At 60.9% G+C, this 21,199-nt stretch carries 16 protein-coding genes; 12 read left to right on the forward strand and 4 right to left on the reverse strand.

All coding sequences use genetic code 11. The features are described 5' to 3' along the window. On the reverse strand, nt 1-1,110 hold the full coding sequence (locus ACUIAG_RS08670; RefSeq protein WP_445339689.1) for a HindVP family restriction endonuclease: 1,110 nt from the start codon (nt 1,108-1,110) through the stop codon (nt 1-3). A gap of 216 nt (nt 1,111-1,326) precedes the next feature. On the opposite strand from ACUIAG_RS08670, the gene ACUIAG_RS08675 reads away from it, so the two are divergent. Beyond that, nucleotides 1,327-2,727: an NCS2 family permease gene (locus tag ACUIAG_RS08675; RefSeq protein WP_445339690.1), complete on the forward strand. Its 1,401-nt coding sequence runs from the start codon at nt 1,327-1,329 to the stop codon at nt 2,725-2,727. 191 nt (nt 2,728-2,918) lie between these two features. Here ACUIAG_RS08675 and ACUIAG_RS08680 read toward each other — a convergent pair whose 3' ends face one another. From ACUIAG_RS08680 to trxA, 3 genes are all read right to left on the reverse strand, one after another. Further along, nucleotides 2,919-6,761: an RCC1 domain-containing protein gene (locus tag ACUIAG_RS08680; RefSeq protein ID WP_445339691.1), complete on the reverse strand. Its 3,843-nt coding sequence runs from the start codon at nt 6,759-6,761 to the stop codon at nt 2,919-2,921. Nucleotides 6,762-7,028: 267 nt separating this feature from the next. Then, nucleotides 7,029-8,012 carry a G5 domain-containing protein gene (locus ACUIAG_RS08685; RefSeq protein WP_445339692.1) on the reverse strand — a complete coding sequence of 328 codons (984 nt, stop codon included), beginning with the start codon at nt 8,010-8,012 and terminating at the stop codon, nt 7,029-7,031. Between the two features lie 173 nt (nt 8,013-8,185). After that, nucleotides 8,186-8,530: a thioredoxin gene (gene trxA / locus ACUIAG_RS08690; RefSeq protein WP_045923993.1), complete on the reverse strand. Its 345-nt coding sequence runs from the start codon at nt 8,528-8,530 to the stop codon at nt 8,186-8,188. A gap of 171 nt (nt 8,531-8,701) precedes the next feature. On the opposite strand from trxA, the gene ACUIAG_RS08695 reads away from it, so the two are divergent. The 11 genes from ACUIAG_RS08695 to ACUIAG_RS08745 all read left to right on the forward strand — a co-directional run bounded on the left by ACUIAG_RS08695 (nt 8,702) and on the right by ACUIAG_RS08745 (nt 21,183). Continuing rightward, nucleotides 8,702-9,331 carry a DUF4916 domain-containing protein gene (locus tag ACUIAG_RS08695; RefSeq protein WP_445340401.1) on the forward strand — a complete coding sequence of 210 codons (630 nt, stop codon included), beginning with the start codon at nt 8,702-8,704 and terminating at the stop codon, nt 9,329-9,331. Between the two features lie 23 nt (nt 9,332-9,354). After that, nucleotides 9,355-10,212 (forward strand): alpha/beta fold hydrolase, encoded by an 858-nt coding sequence (locus tag ACUIAG_RS08700; RefSeq protein WP_445339693.1) that lies wholly within the window; start codon nt 9,355-9,357, stop codon nt 10,210-10,212. After that, a complete protein-coding gene (gene nudC, locus ACUIAG_RS08705; RefSeq protein WP_445339694.1) occupies nt 10,209-11,246 on the forward strand; it encodes an NAD(+) diphosphatase in 1,038 nt (345 codons plus the stop codon). Before ACUIAG_RS08700 ends, nudC begins: the two co-directional genes overlap by 4 nt. A gap of 87 nt (nt 11,247-11,333) precedes the next feature. Beyond that, complete coding sequence (locus ACUIAG_RS08710; RefSeq protein ID WP_445339695.1) at nt 11,334-12,932, forward strand: L,D-transpeptidase family protein; 1,599 nt, start codon at nt 11,334-11,336, stop codon at nt 12,930-12,932. A gap of 39 nt (nt 12,933-12,971) precedes the next feature. Next, the gene (gene gcvH, locus ACUIAG_RS08715) at nt 12,972-13,385 is read left to right on the forward strand and encodes a glycine cleavage system protein GcvH (RefSeq protein ID WP_024627451.1); all 414 of its coding nucleotides are present in this window, start codon (nt 12,972-12,974) and stop codon (nt 13,383-13,385) included. Nucleotides 13,386-13,395: 10 nt separating this feature from the next. Beyond that, nucleotides 13,396-14,586 carry an App1 family protein gene (locus tag ACUIAG_RS08720; RefSeq protein WP_198189593.1) on the forward strand — a complete coding sequence of 397 codons (1,191 nt, stop codon included), beginning with the start codon at nt 13,396-13,398 and terminating at the stop codon, nt 14,584-14,586. Between the two features lie 7 nt (nt 14,587-14,593). Next, on the forward strand, nt 14,594-17,017 hold the full coding sequence (locus ACUIAG_RS08725) for a S9 family peptidase (RefSeq protein ID WP_445339696.1): 2,424 nt from the start codon (nt 14,594-14,596) through the stop codon (nt 17,015-17,017). Nucleotides 17,018-17,083: 66 nt separating this feature from the next. Next, entirely contained in the window at nt 17,084-18,127 is a 1,044-nt protein-coding gene (locus ACUIAG_RS08730) for a 3-isopropylmalate dehydrogenase (RefSeq protein ID WP_045923997.1), read from the forward strand. A 30-nt stretch (nt 18,128-18,157) separates the two neighbouring features. Continuing rightward, a complete protein-coding gene (locus ACUIAG_RS08735; protein WP_445339697.1) occupies nt 18,158-19,132 on the forward strand; it encodes an NINE protein in 975 nt (324 codons plus the stop codon). After that, on the forward strand, nt 19,114-20,340 hold the full coding sequence (locus ACUIAG_RS08740) for a lipoate--protein ligase family protein (RefSeq protein ID WP_445339698.1): 1,227 nt from the start codon (nt 19,114-19,116) through the stop codon (nt 20,338-20,340). Before ACUIAG_RS08735 ends, ACUIAG_RS08740 begins: the two co-directional genes overlap by 19 nt. A gap of 123 nt (nt 20,341-20,463) precedes the next feature. Continuing rightward, nucleotides 20,464-21,183 carry a Crp/Fnr family transcriptional regulator gene (locus ACUIAG_RS08745; RefSeq protein WP_101431997.1) on the forward strand — a complete coding sequence of 240 codons (720 nt, stop codon included), beginning with the start codon at nt 20,464-20,466 and terminating at the stop codon, nt 21,181-21,183. Nucleotides 21,184-21,199: the final 16 nt, after the last annotated feature.

A 21,199-nucleotide genomic window follows, 5' to 3' on the forward strand; every position in this document is an offset into this window, starting at 1 on the left:
TCACTGATTGTTAATGTTGATCAGAGTATCATTTGTCTTAAGAGCAGCATCTAGACGCCGTTCTGGCTTTAGCTCATCCATGCATTCTTGGGGGATAAGCCGATAGATAGCTGTTTTTGGAATTAACGGACTGTTGAAGCGCTGACCACTCATAAAGTCGTATGTTATTTTACCCGCAAAAGACCCTGCCTTGTCTGTTTGAGCATCAAACGTTATCTGAGAGTGAGCTTGGTTAAAATCAACATGACCTTGGGCTGTATAATCAAACAAAGCTTTAATGAGCCAGACTAAGGAACGGTCCGCACGCGAAATTGCAGTATCGTTTAGTCTGCTACTCAGTAGTTGCAAGAATGCGAGGTTCGTCCATGCGAAAGTATCAAAGCAGTGATCGTCCAGAAGCTCCGATTGCCCATTAGTTCGCCATATTCCAGTCAAGCAGAATGGTTTCTGTTCAGCAAGTTTTGCTAGAGATATTGCTTCTACTGCACTTCTAATATTGTGCATATGAGCCAGCATGAAGTTTTTGTCTGACCATCGGTATCCCTGGACATTGCCATCTAGATTTTCTACAATTAAATCACCAAGTTGTTTTCTCCCCTCGTTGCCATAAGTATCGGCGATTGAAAATGCCAGTTGCTCAATAGTAGGCGGTCTGACTACTATTTCCAAGCTCTGCTCATCGTGCGGTCTATTGGCTGTCCCTGAATTGGGAATGACGCATAATTTGACTTCAAAAGCGGAGACCTGCTGATTTGTATCACTGTTGACGACAACTACATCGGACCTATTGGCGTGCCTAACGTGTCTTTGGCCGTGATATACGAATCGGTCATAATGCTCATATATTTGTTCAAATTCGAAACAAACATTTTTTGGATCGGTTCCAAATATGTCGATTAAGGGAACTTCAACCTGTTTAGTGGTGAGTTGCTGCTGATTAGAGGCAGTAGCTGTGATCAATAAAGGTCCCCGATGTAGTACCTGGTCCATGTACATGGCGAATATGAGCGGCGCTTCAGTGGTGAAGTTATTCTTTGACATTAAGTCAGCCAATGAAGTGCGGTTGGTGTTTTGCATACCAAAAGGTGTCGGTATATCTGTCCCAGTCATGAAAACAACTATACTGCCTTTTATTCATTGTCAGCAATGGCACAAAGAATGGTCTATACCATGAGATCAACAAGGCTTAATAGGTAGCAGGAAAAAAGGATATCAACATTCCATGATATTGATAAATACTTATCAATAGCCTGTAACAGAAAAAGCCGAGTGCTCGTGATATTCTTTCCTTGTCTCATCGCCAAATAAGACAATAAGGAATCGAATATGCATAAGCTATTTCGGCTTTCGGATAATAATACCACAGTCTCTACAGAAGTGGTAGCAGGCATCACCACCTTCTTCGCCATGGCTTACATCATCGTGGTGAATCCCTCGGTGCTTTCTACAGCGGGCATGCCTTGGGGTGCCGTCTTTCTCGCCACTCTGATCGCTGCCATCATCGGCACCCTGATCATGGGGCTGGTGGCCAATGTGCCCTACGGCGTGGCGCCAGGAGTCGGGTTGGATGCCTTCTTCACCTTCACCGTGGTCAAGGGGCTGGGCTTCACCTGGCAGCAGACCATGTGCATGGTCTTCCTGTGCGGCCTGATCAACATCCTGGTCACGGCCACCAAGCTCCGCAAGATGATCATCCAGGCTATTCCGCCCCTGCTTCAGCACGCCATCGGTGGCGGCATCGGCGTCTTCATCGCCTATGTGGGTCTGCTCAATGTGGGCATCATCAAGTTCACCCCTGACAAGACCTCGGCGGCCGGCGCCAACCCTGGGCTGACCACCTTCAACACCCCTGGGGTCATTCTCTTCGTCATCGGCTTGCTGCTGACCGTCTTCCTGCTGATCTTCAAATTCAAGGGGCACCTGGCCTTCATCAACAAGGGCGCCTTTGTCATCGCCATCATCGTGGTCACGCTCCTGGGCATTCCCATGGGGGTCACCAGCATGGCCAAGTCGGTCGATCTGGGCCAGGCCTGGTCACAGCTGCCGCAGACCTTCCTGGCCATTTTCAGTCAGGAAGGATTCCCAGCCCTCTTCTCCGACCCGGCCAAGCTGCCAGTGGTTCTGGTGACCATCTTCGCCTTCTCCCTGTCGGACACCTTCGACACCATCGGCACCTTTGTGGGCACCGGCCGGCGCTCAGGCATCTTCTCAGCCGAGGACGAGCAGGCTCTGGAAAACGGCCGAGGCTTCAGCTCCAAGATGGATAAGGCCCTGTTCGCCGATGCCACGGCAACCTCCATCGGCGCTCTCTTCGGCACCTCCAACACTACCACTTACGTGGAGTCCGCAGCGGGCATCGCAGCTGGTGGCCGGACCGGACTGACCTCAGTGGTCATCGCTGCCTGCTTCGCGCTCAGCGCCGTTTTCGCTCCCTTGATCTCCGCTGTGCCTTCGGCGGCCACTGCGCCCGTCCTGGTCATTGTGGGCTGCATGATGATGAGCTCCTTCGCCGAGATTGAGTGGGGCGAGCTGTCTGAGGCCATTCCTGCCTTCTTCACGGCCATCTTCATGGGCTTTGCCTACTCCATCTCCTATGGTGTGGCCGCCGGCTTCATCACCTACTGCCTGACCATGGTCTGCAAGCGCAAGGGCAAGGAGGTCCACCCCATCATCTGGACGGTCTCGGCCCTCTTCATCCTGGACTTCGTCCTCCAGGCTGTCCTCTGAGTCCGGTTTCCCGAACACAAGCCATCCACAAGCAGCATTCTTCAGAACCATTGTTCAGCAGTGCGGTTCGTCGTCATGCTGTTGTCAGGTTGACCTGACTGTTTGAGGGTGCGCAGAGAGCAAATCAGGCACAGAGACCGCAGCAGGGCCCCGACACCTTTTAGTGGCGGGGCCCTGCTCGTTCGTGCATGTCAGTGCTTGTGCCGAGCGGCTGCTTTTCCGCCTTGTGCGCTTTGTGCTTCAAGGCGTTGCCGGTTGGCGGCCAGGCCAGCGACTGCGGCCAGCAAGCCGGTTAGGATGGTCACTAGGATGCCTGCCTCTCCGGTCAGGGGAAGGATGTCATAGTGGATGAAACGGAAGGCATTGGTCTCATCGTTGGGTTGTGGAGTCCCATTGAGCGTCCAAGCGATGCTGACAGTCGTGTCGCCGGCCTGGTGGTTCGGTGTCAGCACAGTCCAGGCGCCGTCCTTCTGCCCCGTGGAGCTTAGGCTGGTTCCTGAGGTGCCTCCGAATTGTACTGCGGACGGGGTGCCGAGTCTGAAGGGGAAGAGCACGTTGACAGGAGAATAAGTTGTTTGTGTCGCGTTGTTTCCCAGCCTTCCTTGGCTGTTGTTTCCCCACCCCAATGTGCTGCCGTTGGAGGCGATGGCCAGGGTGTGGCCAGTGCCGGCGCTGACCTTGACGAAGTGGTCAATGCCTGATGGATTGCTCATCCTGGTTGGTTTGTTTAGGCTGCCTGTGCCTCCAGTCCCCAACATGCCTGTTGAGTTTTGACCCCAGCCCCAGATGCTTCCATTCTGGTCCAGAGCCAGCGAATTGCCGCTAACTCTGCTGCCAGTCAACTGCGTGAACGTGCTGACGTTTGCAGGCATGGCTACCAGAGATGGGGCAGTCCTTGTGGTGGTGTCGCCCAGGCCGAGCTCTCCATTGCTGTTCCCGCCCCAGGTCCATAGACGTCCCAGATCATCAAGGGCGGAGGAGTGGCCGTTGCCGGCAATGATCTGAACAGGCTTGAAGCCGCCTGTCGGGTTGGTGCCTGGCTTGGCCTGGACAGGTGTGAAGGTGTAGCTATTAAGCGCCACATCGCTCGTATTGCCCAGGTCACCGTTCTGGTTTGATCCCCAGCCCCAGGCACGGCCCTGGGTGTCGGTCGCCAAAGAATGTGAGCCGCCCGCACTGACCTGTGCATAGCGGAATCCCGTCGTCTCACCTTGCGGGGTTGCGACCTGGACGGGTCTGGTGGTGATTCCTGTCATCGCCACAGTGCCAGAGGAAATACCCAGTTTACCGAATTCATTGGACCCCCAACCCCAGGCTCTGCCCTGCCCGTCTACGGCGAGGACATGAGTGATTCCTGCACTGATGCCGGTGAGGCTGAAGCTTGTTGCCGTCATCCCGCTTGGGGCTTGCACGCGAATCGGGCTTGAGCTGTATGCAGATGAGCCATTGGTAGCAATGGTATTGTTGCCCAGCTGTCCGGAGCTGTTAAGACCCCATGCCCAGACGTGGCCCTGGTCATCCAAGGCCAATGAGAAGGCTTTTCCTGCACTGACCTGTTTGAATCGGTTCACGCCTGTCGGCTTGGGAATCTGAACCGGGGTCAAGCGGTCCGTTGTGGTCCCATCGCCAAGCTGTCCGTATTTATTGGCACCCCAGGAATAGACGTTCCCATCCGATCCGAGAGCCAATGAATGATCATCGCCGGCACTGACCTGGCTGAACCTAATGCCTCGCGCTGCAGGTGGAACCAGGGTCACCTTGGTCTGACCACTGTCGGGACCCTGCTTGGGAGAGGTGTTCCATTGCCCGCTGCCTGCCGTCCAGTGGGCTGTCAGTTTCGTGGAACCCTTGACGGGGGAAGAAAAGTCGTAGGCCGCATCGCCGTTGAACCAGCCATCAAATAGGAAGCCGGGACGGGTCGGGTCTTGATCCGGTCTGGAAGCCATTTGGTCTTCGATGACAGACTGACTGGTGGGCTGGCTGCCGTCGGCCTTGTCGAAAGTGACGACATAGGTGGGCGGGTCATAAATGTAATCCAGGATGTCATCGGGTTGCGGACCATAGAGATTCCAGGTGATGGCCGTATCCACTCGCCCCTTCCTATGAGCTGGTGTCACCACCTGCCAGTTTGTACCTGCTTTTTTGAGATTGCTGCCCAGTGTTTGGTCGAATTTGACCGCAGTAAGCTCCGGTGTAAGCGGGAATGCCGCCAGACCCGGTGTCAGCCTCTTGGCTTTGCTGTTGTCGTAACCTGTGGGAATGGTCGGATCACCTAGTTGGCCCCCGCAGTTCCATCCCCAGGTATACAGGTTTCCGTCTGACCCCAGGGCTAAGGATTGCTCCCAGCCAGCGTAGAGCTGAACCCAGCTGGTTTCCTCCCCGGCCACTGATGGTTTCGGCTTTTGCACAGGCCGGGGTCTGATGACGGTGCTGGTCTCGCCGGTGGGGACGTCCGGAAAGCCCAGCTCGCCGTACCGGTTGACGCCCCAAATATAAAGATTGCCATCTGAACCGATGCCCATGCTGTGGTAGTCCCTGCCCATGACCTGCTTCCAGGTGAATCCTGCAGGTGTCCCAGCTGGGCGAGGTATAAGCGTAGGTACATGCCTGTCTGTGGTGGTGCCGTCTCCCAGGCGCCCGCTGTCATTCCATCCCCAACCGTAAAGATCCCCATTCGTAGTGATGGCGAAACTGTAGTCGGCTCCTACGCTGAATTGCGAGAAGGTGACCCCATTGGGCTGAAGGACTTGGGTGGGCGTCAAACGATCTGTTGTGGTGCCGTCTCCTAGGCGCCCATAACTGTTCCATCCCCAGGCATACAGTTTTCCGTCGGATCCCATGGCCAAGCAGCTGTATCGTCCCGTGGTCGCCCGGGTAAGAGTGATTCCCGCCGGCTTGCTGACGGGGACGGGTTTAGTGCTATATGCAGCTGGATTGTTAGGACCTCTCGGAACGCTGGTATTGCCGAGTTGTCCATATGAGTTCAGTCCCCATGCATAAAGATTGCCGTCTGATCCCAAGGCCACAGTATGGTCCCACCTGGTGTTTGCCTGCTTCCAGGTAAATCCAGGCGCGGCCCCATCCGGCTTTTTCACCGGAGCAGGTCTGTTGCGGTTTTCTGTAGTTCCATCGCCCAGCTGTCCAGAAGCATTGAATCCCCAAGTGTAGAGGTTGCCATCCGAACCCATGGCAAGGGCTGAATGATCACCAGCGTCTACCTTCGTGAAAATGAATCCTGCTGGTACATTTGCTGGTTTGGCTACTTTTATTGGGGCTTGGTGATCGATGTTTGTGCCGTCGCCCTGTTGACCATAAGCATTTTTGCCCCAGGAATAGATGTTGCCGTCCGATCCTAAAGCCAGTGATTGGGTGGATCCTGACGTGATCTGTGAGAATTTGATCCCCCGTGTTGCTGGGGGAGTCACCGTCACGGTGGTGCCCCCTGATATAGCTCCATGTGCAGGTGCCAGGGACCAATGGCCATCGCCTGTTGTCCATTTTGCGGTCAGCTTCAGGTTGCTGGTGACGGGCTGGTTGAAGTCATAGGCTACCTGGCCAATGAACCAGCCGTCAAAGAGGTACCCGTGCCTGGTGGGATCGGTCGGCCGTTTCGCCTGTCCTTCCGAAGGGACGGTCTGAGTGTTAGGGGTCGTTGTATCAGCTTGTGCCGTGTCAAAAGTGACCGAACATTGATTATTTAGACAGGGGCTTGTCGACCGGGTGGAAGAATCAGGGCTTGCTGAGCCTAGTGAAGTGGGGGATGGAAAGGCAGGAGAAGGTGTTGTTTGGATAGGGGATTCCAGCTTTTGAGTGACTGTTGGCGTTGGAGCATTAGGGGGAGCTTGGGTTGAGCTAGGTATATCTGGGGTCACCCCCTCGGCTTCATTTTCCATGCTTTGCGATGCTGTCGGGGATGCGGTTGCATCCGCCTGCGCTAGGTCAATCCCCGAGAGATTTCCCAATACCAACACTGAGGCGATAATGGCTGCAAGAGAAGCTACGCAGCATGCACGATTCCTATATGACGATTGCATACAGTCCCCTTTGAAAGCAACGGCGCATGCAACGTGGCATCTGCATCCCCAGCTCAATCCCCATGGCCAGCGTGCATGACGTTTCAATCAAATTCAGCTTATATCATATGGCTCTGGAATACCAAGTTCTCGTTGATGCTCCTCTTTTGCCTTACGTTCGGATAGTCGGCAGGAAATTGGGATTGGTTGTTTCGTAGATACAAAAAGAACTTCCGGCAAGCCGAACCAGCCTGCCGGAAGTTCCTGATTGAGTTTTGTGAAAAGGGATCAGTACCAGTTGGATGACTGGGAATGAGACCATGCACCACAGGGAGTCCCATAGCGGCCCTGGATGTAGCCCAGTCCCCAGACGATCTGGGTGTGGGCGTCAGTCTGCCAGTTGGGGCCGGCCGAGGCCATCTTGCTGCCGGGCAATGCCTGGGGAATGCCATAGGCACCTGAGGGGTTTGCAGCATTGGTCCGCCAACCGGACTCCTTGTTCCACAGCTGCACCAGGCAAGTGAATTGGTCTTCGCCCCAGCCGCGGGAGGTGACCAGATCATGGGCGATGCTCTGGGCTTCGCCTACAGGGGTTGTGGAGGTGGTCGAGCCGGACTGCGCAGGGGTGCCGCCGCCAGTGCCCACCAGGATCACCTTGTCCACGGGGACGGTCTTGACGAAGGATGCGAAGATGTTGCTGGTCAGGTGCTTGCTGCCGGCTGCGGTGACCAGGCTGGTGGTTTCCATGACGCCGTTCTGTCCCTCGGTCTTGACCTTGGTGGTGCCTGCAGGCAGGGAGTCGGTCTTCTCCTCGATGGTGTTGAAGGGGATGGGCGATTCGTCCGTCTTGACCTGGGCGTTGGCCCGGTCGATGCGGATGACGGTCTTCTCGCTGACCCGGCTGGTCAGCGAGGGGGTGATTTGGTCGCCCGGCTGCAAGGTGATGTCTCCGGCCTCCAAGACCGATTTGACATTGGTGAAGCCGTTGCCCAGCACCACCTTGTTCTTCCCGTTGATCTGCACATTCACATATGAGGTATCGGAGTTGGCGCCGCCCGCACCATTGCGGATGGCCTGTCTGGTGCTCCCACGGGATACCGTACCAAGGCCCTGGGTGGCTGAATACGATGCCACCCCTGCCTTGGCGGAACTCTCGTTGGATGTGTAAAAGTCGCGCGAGACGAAGCCCGCGCCAATAACCATGCCGAGAACGGTGACGCCGGCGGCTAGCCGCAGCCACTGACGCTTGGTCAGAGCCTTGACCGCACTCATCCGTCCTCTACGGTGGTTCGCCATTACTCTCCTCTGTTGGACCGACAGATCCTCAGTGATCAGTCGACTGGTCGGTTCCTATCGACCGCACGCTTCCGGCAGTGCCGAAAGGGTCACTGGACAAACACAGCTCTACTTTAGTGCAAACCTGCCCTGGAACCAACTCGACCGGCTCAGACCTGTGCCGGGGTTGACAAATCGGCCTTGCGTGCCTGGTCGATCAGGTCGTCCAGGTCAGAAGACCTGAGCGCGCCGGCCTGCTTGAAGATGATCTGCCCCTGCTTGGTGATCATCAGCGTGGGCACCGCCTGGATGTCGGCGGCCGCGGCCAGATCCTGGTTCTGGTCGATGTCCACCTTGCCGAAGACGATGTCGGTGTTGGCCTGCGAAGCCTTCTCGAAGATGGGGCCAAAGGCCTTGCAGGGTCCGCACCAGGTGGCCCAGAAGTCAATCAGCACCAGATCGTTGTCCTTGATGGTCTGCTCGAAGTTGTCCGAGGTAATAGTCGTGGTGGCCATAATAACGCTCCTTGAAGTAGTTTGACTGTCGCGCGGGAAGCTCCCGTGCTTAGCAACCGCTTTCAATCATCAGCATTCCATTACGGCTGGAGAAAGCGCCCGAATATGCTCTGGGTGGAGATGTCCGACGGGGTCCTGCGGGCGGTCAAGCCTGGTACGGATAATGGAACCATGCCAGTGCTGAACGACGAGATTCCCGATGATGACGACTTCGATGCCGATCGCGACCGTGGCGCCTTCTCCCACATCACCCCAGAGGACTTCAACCGAGGCTTTTCGGGTTCGAATCCCCCCGGATGGCTGGACCGTGACGCCATCGACCGTGCGCGGCGCTGTCTGCCCATGCCCTATGTAGAGGTAGTGCCGGTTCGCGTGGGTGAGATGAGCGCCGTCACCCAGGTGGGCACCCTTCTGCGCGTGGATGATCAGGGCAACATCGAGCGCACCCTGATCACCGGACGGATCCTCTACCATGAGACCATCAGGGAGGCTCTGGCCAGGAACATCGCCAAGGATCTGGGTCAGTTGGCCCTGCCTGTACTGCCTGCCAGCCCCCAGCCCTTCACCGTGGCTGAGTTCTTCCCCACGCCAGGAGTCTCGGAGTATTACGATCCGCGCCAGCATGCCATTGCTCTGTGCTATCTGGTGCCGGTGGCCGGGGACTGCAAACCCCAGGATGAGACCCTGGATGTGGAATGGATCGATCCCAAGGGCGACATGCTGGAGTCCTTCATAAGCCAGATGCCCGGCGGGCACGGCAAGGTGCTGATGAGCGCCCTGACCTGGGCCGGTGCGCTGTGAATCGCGAATCCTTGGAGGCGAGCATGACCATTGCCAATACCGTATATCGCCATGGGGAGGGATTGCCGCTGGTGCTGGTCCATGCTTTTCCCGTGGACCACCGCATGTGGGATCGCTGTGCGGCCTCGCTGATCGCCCAAGCGGATCGTGCGGGTATGGCCCCCTTCCCCGTCTATGCTCCGGATATGCCCGGGGCAGGCGATTGCCCCCTGCCTGGGCCAGCGTCCTGTGGTCCGGCAGACTCTGATGGCGCCCTGCCTGGCGCCCTGGATGCCATGGCTCAAGCCTTTGTGGACATGATCGCCGCCACGGGGGCGCAGAAGGCCATCTGGGTCGGGCTTTCCATGGGAGGCTACCTGGTCGAGGCCGTGGCCAGGCTTTATCCGCAGACGGTGGCCGGGCTGGCCCTGTGCGACACCACCATGATGGCTGACCGTCCGGCCTCCAGGGCCAACCGCCTGCAGATCGCCAGAACCTGCGAGGTGGAGGGGACGCTGGATCCGGTCATGCACTTCGCCAGGCCCCAGGAGGGCGATTCCACGGTCAAGCGCTCGCCCGCCTTCGTGCAGACCATGACCGAATGGATACAGTCCCAGGACCCCCGGGGCATCGCCTGGCGGGAACGGATGGCTGCAGGCCGACCGGATCAGAGCGGCCTGGCCGGCAGCATCAGAGTGCCCGTGGCCCTGGTCAGCGGCCGCTGCGATCCCTCTAGCCCTCCACACGCCATGGAGCCTCTGGCTCAGGCCATGCGCCAGGCTGGAACCGACGTGACTTTCACCGCCATCGACGACTGCGGCCACTTCAGCGCCGTCGAGCATCCCGATCAGGTGGCCGCTGCCCTGCTGGACCTGGTTCATCGCGTAGGGAGGCAAGCATGAGCGATCCTGAAACGGTCTTCTCCCCGCTGGCCCTTACCGGGCCCCTGCCCTTCCTGCCCCTGGCTCAGGGGGACGTGGACTATGACACGGCATCGCGGCAACAGCCCGGGCTGCTTGACCATCTGCTGGAACAGGAAGGCACTGGGGTCATCCTGGTGCGGGGCGAGAAGGTGGCCGTGCCCAGGGGCAAGGGGGCCTTGGCCTCTCGCACCGGGGCCAGCATCCGTCTGGCTACCCTGCCTGCCGCATACTTGCGGGGTCCTCTGGCAGGCTCGACGGGCCAGTCTGAGCCTCCCTGTTACTACCTGGGGACGGCCGACCGTCAGGCCTGGCTGGCCCTGGATCTGAATCTTGCCTGCTCTGGTCGGGCTGTCCAGGACCCTCTTCGTGACCTGGCTCAGGCCGCGGACCAGCGCTTCGATTGGCTCGCCCTGCGCGAGTACGCTCCTCATGGCCGTCCGCGGCAGGTGGGCCTGGCAACCTGCGCGGTTGCCCTGTCCGTGTGGCATGGACGCCAGGCCTTCTGCCCCCGCTGCGGCGCTCCGGTCCATCCCAGCCAGGCCGGATGGGCTCAGATCTGCCAGGGGAGTGCATCAGGAGACAGGCACACGCTCTTTCCCCGCATCGAGCCCGCAGTGATCATGGCCGTGGTGGACAGCCGCGATCGGCTTCTGCTCCAGCACAATCGGCAGTGGGCTCCCGATTTTCGTTCAGTCACCGCTGGATTCGTCGAGGCTGGGGAGAATCTGGAGCATGCAGTCCGGCGGGAGACCCTGGAGGAGGTGGGCCTGAACCTGGGGGAGATGCGGTACCTGGGCTCCCAGCCCTGGCCCTTCCCATCCTCCCTGATGGTGGCCTTCAGAGCCAGATCCCTGAATACGGACATCCGGGTGGATGGTCAGGAGACCGATGACGCCAACTGGTTCACGCGGGAGGAACTCGGCGCTGCCTTGGCCTCGGGCCGGTTGCGCATACCCCAGACGGCCAGCGTGGCCAGGTACATGATTGAGCAGTGGTATGGCAGCGAGCTCTGACCCATTTGGGAAGTCCCGTGCTTTCGGACCTGGTCCTGTCGTAAGATATTACAGGGAACTGTAAGCAGCGAAAGGTGTGCTATGGCCATGGAGGGGCAAGAAGAGCCTCGTATCTCGGACGTCGACCAGGCCGAAACTGTGACCATGCCGCCGACGGCCGGCGACGGGCCCGACCCTGTGGACCTGTCCGCTGATAAGCAGGCGAATCGGGCACTAGGCGCAGGTCCCGCCCACGAGGCCTCGTCGGGCCGTCATCGGGGGCGTACCATCCTGGCCCTGCTGCTTCTGGCTGTGCTGATTCTGGTAGGGTGCTGGTTCGGCGCCCGTGCCTTCTTCCGCGATCGGGTGGCCCCCGGCGTCACCTTGGGCGGAAAGATGATGATGGGACGGACCAGCGACCAGGTCCGTCAGATCGTCGATCAGCAGGTGCGCGACTCCCAGGTGGAGCTCAAAGGCGAAGGGGCCTCCGCGCGGGCCGGGCTAAAGGACTTGGGTGTGAGCGTGGATCAGGATGCCACGGTCACACGGGTCATGACTGCCAAGGGCTCTGCAGGCCTCTCCCGGCTCAACCCCTTCCATAGCGAAGCTGTACCCTTGGTGGCCGAGCGGGACCAACTGGCCATGAATAAGTATCTGACCGAGCACTTCATCGACCGCCAGGACCGTTCCGTCCCCTCTACCATCGTCTTTGATTCCGGCGCCCACGCTTTCAGGGCCCAGGAGGGGCGTGGCGGCAAGGGGCCCGAGCTGGGCCGTGTGCAAAATGCTGTCTCCTCCCTGATAGACAAGCCCGGCAGGCGGCTGGCCGTAGGGTTGGTCTACAAGGACGTGGGCATGCCCATCAGCCTGGATACGGCCAATCAGGTGGCTTCTCAAGCCAATCAACGGCTGGCCAAGGACCTGGTCATCAAGGGGACCGATGACGATGTCATGACTGTTCCGGCCGCCACCGTGGCCACCTGGGTCAAGCCGGTGACAGACCTCGGCAAGGGGACCATGGAACTGGGCTTCGATCGGCAGGCCATCCAGCAGTACCTGGACCAGGAGCTGGCCCGGCATCTGGATCGGGATATGGTCACCGCCGTCAACGTCAAGAACACCAAGGGTGAAGTGGTAGCCGAGACCACCAAGGGTGTGGACGGGGTCCGGGTTTCGGATGTACCCGCCACAGCTGATCTGGTCGTCAAAGCCCTGGTCCAGGGTGACGCGAACCCGGTTCAGGCGCGTGCCGATGTCACCCCGCATAAGGAGCAGACACGTGTGGCCCGCTACGATGTGCCTGACGGCGACACCTGGATCCGGGTCAACCTGAGCGATCAGACCGCCACCGCCTACCATGGCACCACCGAGGTCAAGACCTTCCCCATCTGCTCGGGCAGGCCCTACGACGGGGACTGGTCAGATACCGGCACCTTCTTCATCAACGTGCGCTACACAGTCCAGACCATGCGCGGCCCCGGCTACGTCTCGCCCAATGTCAGATGGGTCTCCTACTACAACGGCAGCGAGGGCTTCCACACGGCCGACTGGAACTACGGGGGCATCGCCAAGGGCGACCCCACCCACTACGGATCCCACGGCTGCATCAATATGTACGAGCAGGATGCCAAGTGGATCTACGACAACGCCCCGGCCGGGACCATGGTCAAGGTGGAGGGGCAGGTTCCGCCGGGTCCGGCCCGGTAGATGCACCTGTCGCGGCAGACGGTCGAGTAGGCTGGAACCATGAGCGATGAACACAGTGATGGAACCTCCCGTTTGGACGTGCCCGACCACCTGCGGTATTCCCAGGATCACGTCTGGATCGACCCCAGTCAGTCTCCTGCGCCTATGGGCGTGACCGAATATGCGGCGGACCAGTTGGGAGACCTGGTATTTTTGGATCTGCCCGAGACCGGCACCCACGTCGATGCTGGCGACGAGGTCATCGAGCTTGAGTCCTCCAAAGCGGTGGAGCCGGTGGTTTGCCCAGTGGCGGGCACCATCGCCTACGTCAACAGAGCGGCCTCGGACGATCCGGAGGTCATCAATTCCGACCCATATGGGGAGGGCTGGATAGCCAAGATCGACCTGGAAGATGACGAGCCCGATCTGATGAGCGCCGAGGAGTACGGTCAGCTGCTGAAGAGCCTGAACTGACGGTTCGGATATGACCAGGCGATCCGGCCGTGACGGAGGGCCCCTGAGGGTCCGATCGGTCAGCACCACCTTCGATTCAGCTACGCCCGGGGAGGACATCCAGAGCAGACCTGCTCCGGTGCGTCTGCTGAGGCATCTGGTAACGGGCGCCTTCGACCTCTGGGTGGGCCTGTCCATCAATATGACAGGCCGCATGGGCTGGTCGGCCGACGTCCAACCCTATGTGGGTTATGGCACTGAGTCATACTCCCGGCTGATCTGTCGCACTATTCTGACCGACGGCCGCAGACGCGAGGATCCGGCCATCCGAGGCATTCGCGGTCTGCTGACCGTACCCGCGCCCCGGACCAGGGTCAGGCTGGCCATCGACAGCACCGCCATCGGGAGGGTCCAGGTGGGCGATTCCTCGGTCTACGATGCCGTCGATCCCAGCCGCAGCCTGAGCGCGGATGCGGTCTTCTCCGACCGATCGGGCTACCTTGATCTTGTGGCCGAGCATCGGCTGACCCCAGGCGTGCACCGGGTCTCCTACCAGGTGCGGGGCCGCAGGCCTGTGGACGCGCCGCTGTACATCGTGCCAGGCCAAACGCCGGTTGGCGTCATATCCGACGTGGACGACACCATCATGATCAGCCAGGTGCCCAATCATTGGAAGGCTGCTTGGAACCTGCTCCTGTCAAATCCGCACCGCAGATCCTCGGTGCCGGGCATGGCCGTGCTCTACAACCGCATCCGCGACCTGGATCCCCGGATGCCCTTTTTCTACCTGTCGGCCTCGCCCTGGAATGTGGAGGGGTCCATACGCGGCTTCATTCGCGACCACGGCTTTCCGGCCGGCCCCCTGCTGCTGCGGGATCTGGATCCCAGGCCCAAGACCTTCGTGCCCTCCATCGTGCAGCACAAGATGGAGTTCATCCACCAGCTCATGGCCGACTTCCCTCGGATGCGCTTCGTCCTCATGGGCGATGACGGGCAGAGCGACCCCGCCACCTTCGCCCAGGTAGTGCGCCAATATCCGGACCGGGTCCTGGCCATCGGCATCCGCCAGCTGAGCCCCCAGGAGACCGGGTTGGGATCCTTGTTCAAGCGCACTGCCACCCAGCCGATGCCGGTGACGCAGGTGCCGGTCTTCTACGGGACCACGGGCGCCAACCTGATGCGAACCCTGCTGCCCTATCTGCGTCGTCGTGCCAGAATATAATCGCCCCATGAGTTTTTCGGCCGTCAATCCTGCGCCTCCTCATGCACAACGCCGTCCCGCTGATCGGTGCTTCCATGGGGATCACTTCGAAGATCCCTATGAGTGGATGCGCAACCGGGAGGATCCTGCCACCCAGGCCTATGTGCGCGACCAGAACAGCTACTGCCAGGAACGGCTGGCCGGCCAGAAGGGCCTGCGGGCTACCTTGCTCAAGGAGTTCACCGACCGGATGCAGCAGACCGACATGTCTGTGCCAACCCGGATGCACGGCTACTGGTACTTCTCACGGACGCTCAAGGGCCAGGAGTACGGGGTGCAGTGCCGTCTGCCGGTGCGCGGCCAGAATGACTGGGATCCTCCAACGGTTCAGGCTTCATCGGCGCCCGGGTCCATGCCGGGCGAGGAGGTCATCTTCGACGCCAACGCCGAGGCGGAGGGCTACGACTTTTTCTCCTTAGGTTGCCTGGATCTGAGCGCCGACGGTCGATGGATGCTCTACGGACTGGACACCAGGGGCAACGAACGATACGACCTGCGCATCCGGGATCTGTCGGACGGCCGAGACCTGCCTGATCGGATCGACCAGGTCTCCTCCGGGGCAGTGCTGACCCCCGACGGCCGCTGGGTCTTCTACACCGGCCTGGACAAGGCCTGGCGTCCGGACACGGTCTGGCGGCATAAGGTGGGCACTTCGGCCGACCAGGATGTCCTGGTCTACCAGGAGGGCGACGAGCGTTTCTGGGTGGGCCTGGGCCTCAGCTACGACGAATCCGCCATGCTGATTGCCACCGGGTCCAAGACCACCAGCGAGGTGCTCATGCTGGATCTGAAGGATCCGCAGGGAGAGTTTGTGCCCTTGATCCCCCGCAAGGAGGGGATCGAGTACGACATCAGCCTGGCCCGGTTCGAAGATGCCGGTCCGGCAGGGGAGGACCTGCCGATGGCTGTGGTCTACCACAATGTCAACAACCCCAACTTCGAGGTGGATCTGATCGATCTGCGCAGCCACCGTCCGCCGTTTCGCCTGGGAGAAGGGGTGCGGCTGGCCCAGGGCAGCCCCTACGGCTGCGAGCGCTCCGGAGACCTGGCCTCCCAGCCGCCCGAAAAGCCCTACCATGACCCGGGCAATCCCGCCATTCTTCAAGGCGCTCGCGGGCTGGGCATCGAGGGGTTGGGCATCCACCGCAGCTTCGTGGTCCTGACCTACCGGGCCGACAGCCTGCCTCATATGGCTGTCATCGCCAAGGACCAAGCACTTGAAGATCTGCGGGCGGGTCGGCCCTGGCGCTTCCGCGAGGTCCTGCCCGACCAGGCCAGGGACGGCATTGACCGTCTCTACAGCATCGGCCCCACAGACAATCCCTCCTACCAGGCACCAGGGCTGCGCTACATCCGAGGCAGCTATGGGACCCCGGCCGAGCTGCGGGAGCTGGATCCGGTCCGGGGTGTGGACCGATTGCTCAAGCGGGCCCGGGTGCTGGGTGGTTTCCGGCCTGAGCGCTATGCCGAGCGTCGGGTTCTGATTCGTGTCAGGGATGGCGCTCTGGTGCCGGTCTCCCTGGTCTGGCGGCGGGGGATGCATCCGGGGCTGGATGCCTGCGGAAGGACCGGGCCCGATGACACGGTCATCCAGGCCCCCGACCATCCCGAGCGCCGTCCCTGGCCGGACCATGATCCGGACAGGTCTGCACCCATGTTCATCACCGGATATGGAGCTTACGAGATCAGCCAGGACCCGGGCTTCTCCACCGGCAGGCTCAGCCTGCTGGACCGAGGCGTGCTCTACGCCGTCCCCCATGTGCGCGGCGGCGGGGAGATGGGCCGCGCTTGGTACGAGCAGGGCCGCCGGCTGCACAAGGTCAACACCTTCCTGGACTTCATCGACGTGACTGCCGCCCTGCAGGCCCAGGGCTGGGCGGATCCACGTCATACGGTGGCCAACGGCGGGTCGGCCGGCGGGCTGTTGATGGGAGCCGTGGCCAACATGGCTCCTCAGCTCTATGCCGGCATCGAGGCGGACGTCCCCTTTGTGGACGCGCTGACCAGCATTCTGGACCCGGACCTGCCGCTGACCGTGACCGAATGGGACGAGTGGGGAGACCCCCTGCACGATCAGCAGGTCTACTGGTACATGCGCTCCTACTCGCCCTACGAGAACGTTCCCGATGCTGATTGTCGGCGCCGGCTCTTCGGCAGCGACCACTTCCCTGCCATCCTGGTGACCACATCCATGAACGACACCCGGGTGCTCTACGTGGAGCCGCTCAAGTGGGTGGCCAGGCTGCAGGAGCCGCAGGTGGGGGCCGATGCGCTGATCAGGATCGAGGTCCAGGCAGGCCACGGAGGCATCAGCGGACGTTACCGGCAGTGGGAGGAGCTGGCCTTCGAGAACGCCTGGTGTCTGTCCATCATGGTCCCTCAAAGCTGCTGAACCTGACCTGTCCGGGATTCGGTCGGGGTCGGGAAAGGGCCTTGGCAGGCTCGTTATGCTCGGGGTATGACAAATAGCAAGCAGAAAACATATCACATTGCGGTCATTGCCGGTGACGGCATCGGCAAGGAGATCGTTCCCCAGGCTCAGGCTGTTCTGGAGAAGGTGACCCGAGGCAAAGCTGATATCCGCTATGAGGACTTCGACCTGGGCGCTGAGCGCTACCTGCGTGATGGAGCCGTTCTGCCCGACGAGGATCTGGATCGGCTCAAGCAGCAGGATGCCATCCTCCTAGGGGCCATCGGCGACCCCCGGATCAAGGCCGGCATCCTGGAGCGGGGACTGCTGCTCAAAATGCGTTTCGAGCTGGACCAGTATGTCAACCTCCGTCCATCCAAGCTCTACAAGGGCGTAGTGTCGCCCCTGGCCAATCCGGGTGACATCGACTTCGTGGTCGTGCGTGAGGGCACTGAGGGGCTCTACGCCGGGGCCGGCGGCTCCATTCGCCGGGGCACCCCTCAGGAGGTGGCCACCGAGGTCTCCATCAACACGGCCTACGGGGCGGAACGGGTCATCCGCTACGCCTTCCAGCTGGCCATGAAGCGTCGCCGTCGCCTGACTCTGGTTCATAAGAAGAACGTGCTGACCAACGCGGGAGACATGTGGCAGCGGCTGGTTGACCAGGTGGGTCAGGAGTACCCCGATGTGGAGCGCGAGTACCTGCACATCGACGCCTCCACCATATTCCTGGTGACCGAACCCAGCCGCTTCGACGTGATCGTGACCGACAACCTCTTCGGCGACATCCTCACGGACGAAGCGGGGGCTGTGGTGGGAGGCGTGGGCTACTCGGCCTCCGGCTGCATCAACGCCTCGGGCACCTACCCATCCATGTTCGAGCCCATCCACGGGTCCGCCCCCGACATCGCCGGCAAGGGGATCGCCAACCCCACGGCGGCCATCCTCTCGGCCGGGATGCTCCTGGATCATCTGGGCTTCGAGGATGAGGCGGCCAGCATCGAACGGGCCGTGGAGGACGACATCGAACGCTCCGGCTCCACCCAGCGGAGCACGGAGCAGATCGGCAGGGATATCCTAAGCCGTCTGTGATCGGGCCGGATGGCGGCTAGACTGGAGGGCATGACTATGGATGATGCCCCCCAGCCGGACGACCGGCAGTCCAGCGATATGCCGACAGGGAATACCGGCTTCGGTCCCTCCCCGTCCCCGCAGGTTTCGCCCGAGCAACAGGAGCCTGCCGGGGGAGATGCCGCTGCCAAATCAGCGCAGCCGGGCCAGTCAGGTCCAGATGCAGTCGACGGGCAGCAACAGGCTTCGGGCTATCCCGCTGGCACTGATTTTGGCGGAGGGAATCAGAATCCGTATCAGACCGGTCCGTATCAGACCGGTCAGTATCCCTATGGCGGGTATCCGACAGGGCAGAGGGCCAATGCCGGATACCCGTTTGCCCCTCAGAACGGCAACCAATATCCTGGGGCGTATCAGGCAGGGCCCTATCGGCCCAATCAGTATCCGACAGCCGGGTATCCAGCTGGTCAGCAGTATCCGACCGGTCAGCAGTATCCTGCTGGGCAGTATTCCGGTGGCCAGTATCCTGGGGGCCAGAATCCTCCAAGTCCCTATCAACCGGGACCGGGCTATCCCGGCCAGTACCCATCTGGCCAGTACCCACCGAGTGGGTACCCGGGCAATCGATACCCAACAGGACAGTATCCAGGCAATCAGTATCCTGGCGGGCAGTATCCGCCGCAGGCTCCTATGCCTTGGCCCTACCCGGGCATGCCCCAGGGCGGGTATCCCGGGGCTATGCCCAGCGGCAGGAGTCCCTATCCAATATCACCCACTCCGCACAGCAAGCTGGCAGCCGGACTGCTCAGCATCTTTCTGGGCTGCTTCGGGGTGGGCAACTTCTACCTGGGCAGAACCGGCCGGGGTGTGGCTCAGCTCATGCTCACCCTGATAGGGTTCCTCTTCTTCTTCATCGGGCCGACCATCGCCATAATCTGGGGGCTGATCGAAGGTATCCTGATTCTGTCATCCTCAACCGACTCCTTCTGGCATCGTGACGCTCGCGGGTGGGAGTTGACGGATTGAATCCGGCCCTTCTGCGCGGCGTCGGCAAGCAGATGGGCGGTAAACTTGCGGCCGTAACCCTGGCCTTGGGCCAGGGGACAGACTCCCGTCCAGTCATCACTTCCTGCAAGATTGACGGCGACTTCTTTACGGAGCCGGCCCCGACCTCCTCCCGTGAAGACGAGGAGGATCATAGGCCGGTATCCCGGCTGGAATCAGCAATTTGTGGTATCCCGCTGCCCTTGGATCCTGGTCTGGCGCTGAAGAGGCTGGACAAGGTCATGGCAGAAGGGAACGGTCAACGGATAGTCGGCGTGTCCCCATGGACGCTGGTGACCGCACTGGAGCGCGCCCTGCCGGATGGCCTGGTCAGCCACAGGCACGAGGAGCCCGAGCAGACGTCTTTTCAACAGTCGCAGCTGGACGAGGTCGAATGCCGCCGCCGTTGGTCCGGCCTGAAGCTGAATCTGATCAGGGACCGCCCACGGGAGCCGGTCATGCAGATGGCCATGGATCAGGCTCTCAATGATGCCGTAGCCCAAGGCCGGCTGCTGCCCACCCTGCGCATTTGGGATTGGTCGGCGCCGGCGGTGATCCTGGGGCGCTTCCAGTCCCTGAGCCAGGAGGTCCACGCGGAGCGGGCGCGGAGTCTGGGCTTCACCCTGGTTCGCCGATGCACCGGCGGTGGCACCATGGTCATTCAGCCCGACCGGGCCATCACCTATTCGCTCTATCTGCCCCTGGACTTCGTCAAGGGGACCGATCTGATTGACTCCTACCGGATCTGCGACTACTGGCTGGTTCGCGGTCTGCGTATGCAGGGGATTCAGGCCGGATGGCAGGGCATGAATGACATCGCCTCCCCGCGGGGCAAGATGGGGGGCGCCGCCCAGCGCAGGCTGCCAGCAGGCTCCCGCGGACCGGGCGGACTGCTCCACCACACCACGCTTTCCTACTCAGTGGATCCTGATCTGATGGCCCAGGTGCTCAATGTGGATCCGGCGAAATTCCACGACAAGGCCGTGACCTCGGTCAGAAGCCGGGTGGACCCCATCGACAGGCAGACCAGTCTGTCCCGTCGATCCTTGATCGATGCCCTTCTGGACACCCTGCCCTCCCTGGTGTCGGATCTACGCATATCAAGTCCTGCGCCCGGGGTTGAGCAACGGGCCCGCACTCTGGCCCGGCAGCGCTACGGCCGTGGGGAGTGGACCGCCCAGATCGCCTGACCGGCAAGGGGGTTGATGTGTGTGGGTATAATCGTGCTCAGTCGCGTCGAACCCGGCGTGAGGTCATCAACCATGCGTGAGTCGGTGCAGACCCGCCAGACATGGCGAAAAGGAGTGCGGAGTATGGCGGTTCACAAGCCCAACGAGATTCCCGAAGACGGGAACGCCCTCAGGCAGACCGCCCTATTCAAACAGGTGCCCAGGCAGGACGCCGACCAGCTTTTGGACACCATGCACGAGTCCACTTATGCCAAGGGGTCCACAGTCTTCCGGCAGGGGGACACCGACCACCGGATGTATCTGCTGGAGGAGGGCAGGGTCAAGCTGGTTCGCCAGTCGCCCGACCGCCGCATCCAGCTGCTCAGCATCCATGGGCGCGGGGAGATCTTGGGCGAGATTCCCGTTTTTGACCCCTCCGGCGGGCCGCGTACCGCCTCGGCCGTGGTCATGGTCAACAAGACCAAGGTGGCTGCCTTGGATCACGATGCTCTCTTCGACTGGCTCAACCAGCATCCCAAGGTGGCTGTGGACATGCTTCAGGTGCTGGCCCACCGCCTGCGGACCGACAACGAGCGCATCTCCGACCTGGTCTTCCTGGATGTGCCGGCCCGTCTGGCCAAGACCCTGCTGGATCTGGCCACACGCTTCGGCGAACCCTTCGAGCAGGGGCTGATGGTCCCCTACGATCTGACCCAGGAGGAGCTGGCCCAGCTGGTCGGTGCCTCACGGGAGACCGTCAACAAGGCCCTGATGGACTTCTCCAACCGGGGATGGATCTCTCGCAAGGGCCGCACCATCATCATTTTCCAGCCCGGGCCTCTGATTCGACGCTCACGCATGTGAACGCCGCTGCCCGGTA

This window comes from Bifidobacterium sp. ESL0825 (assembly GCF_052606465.1).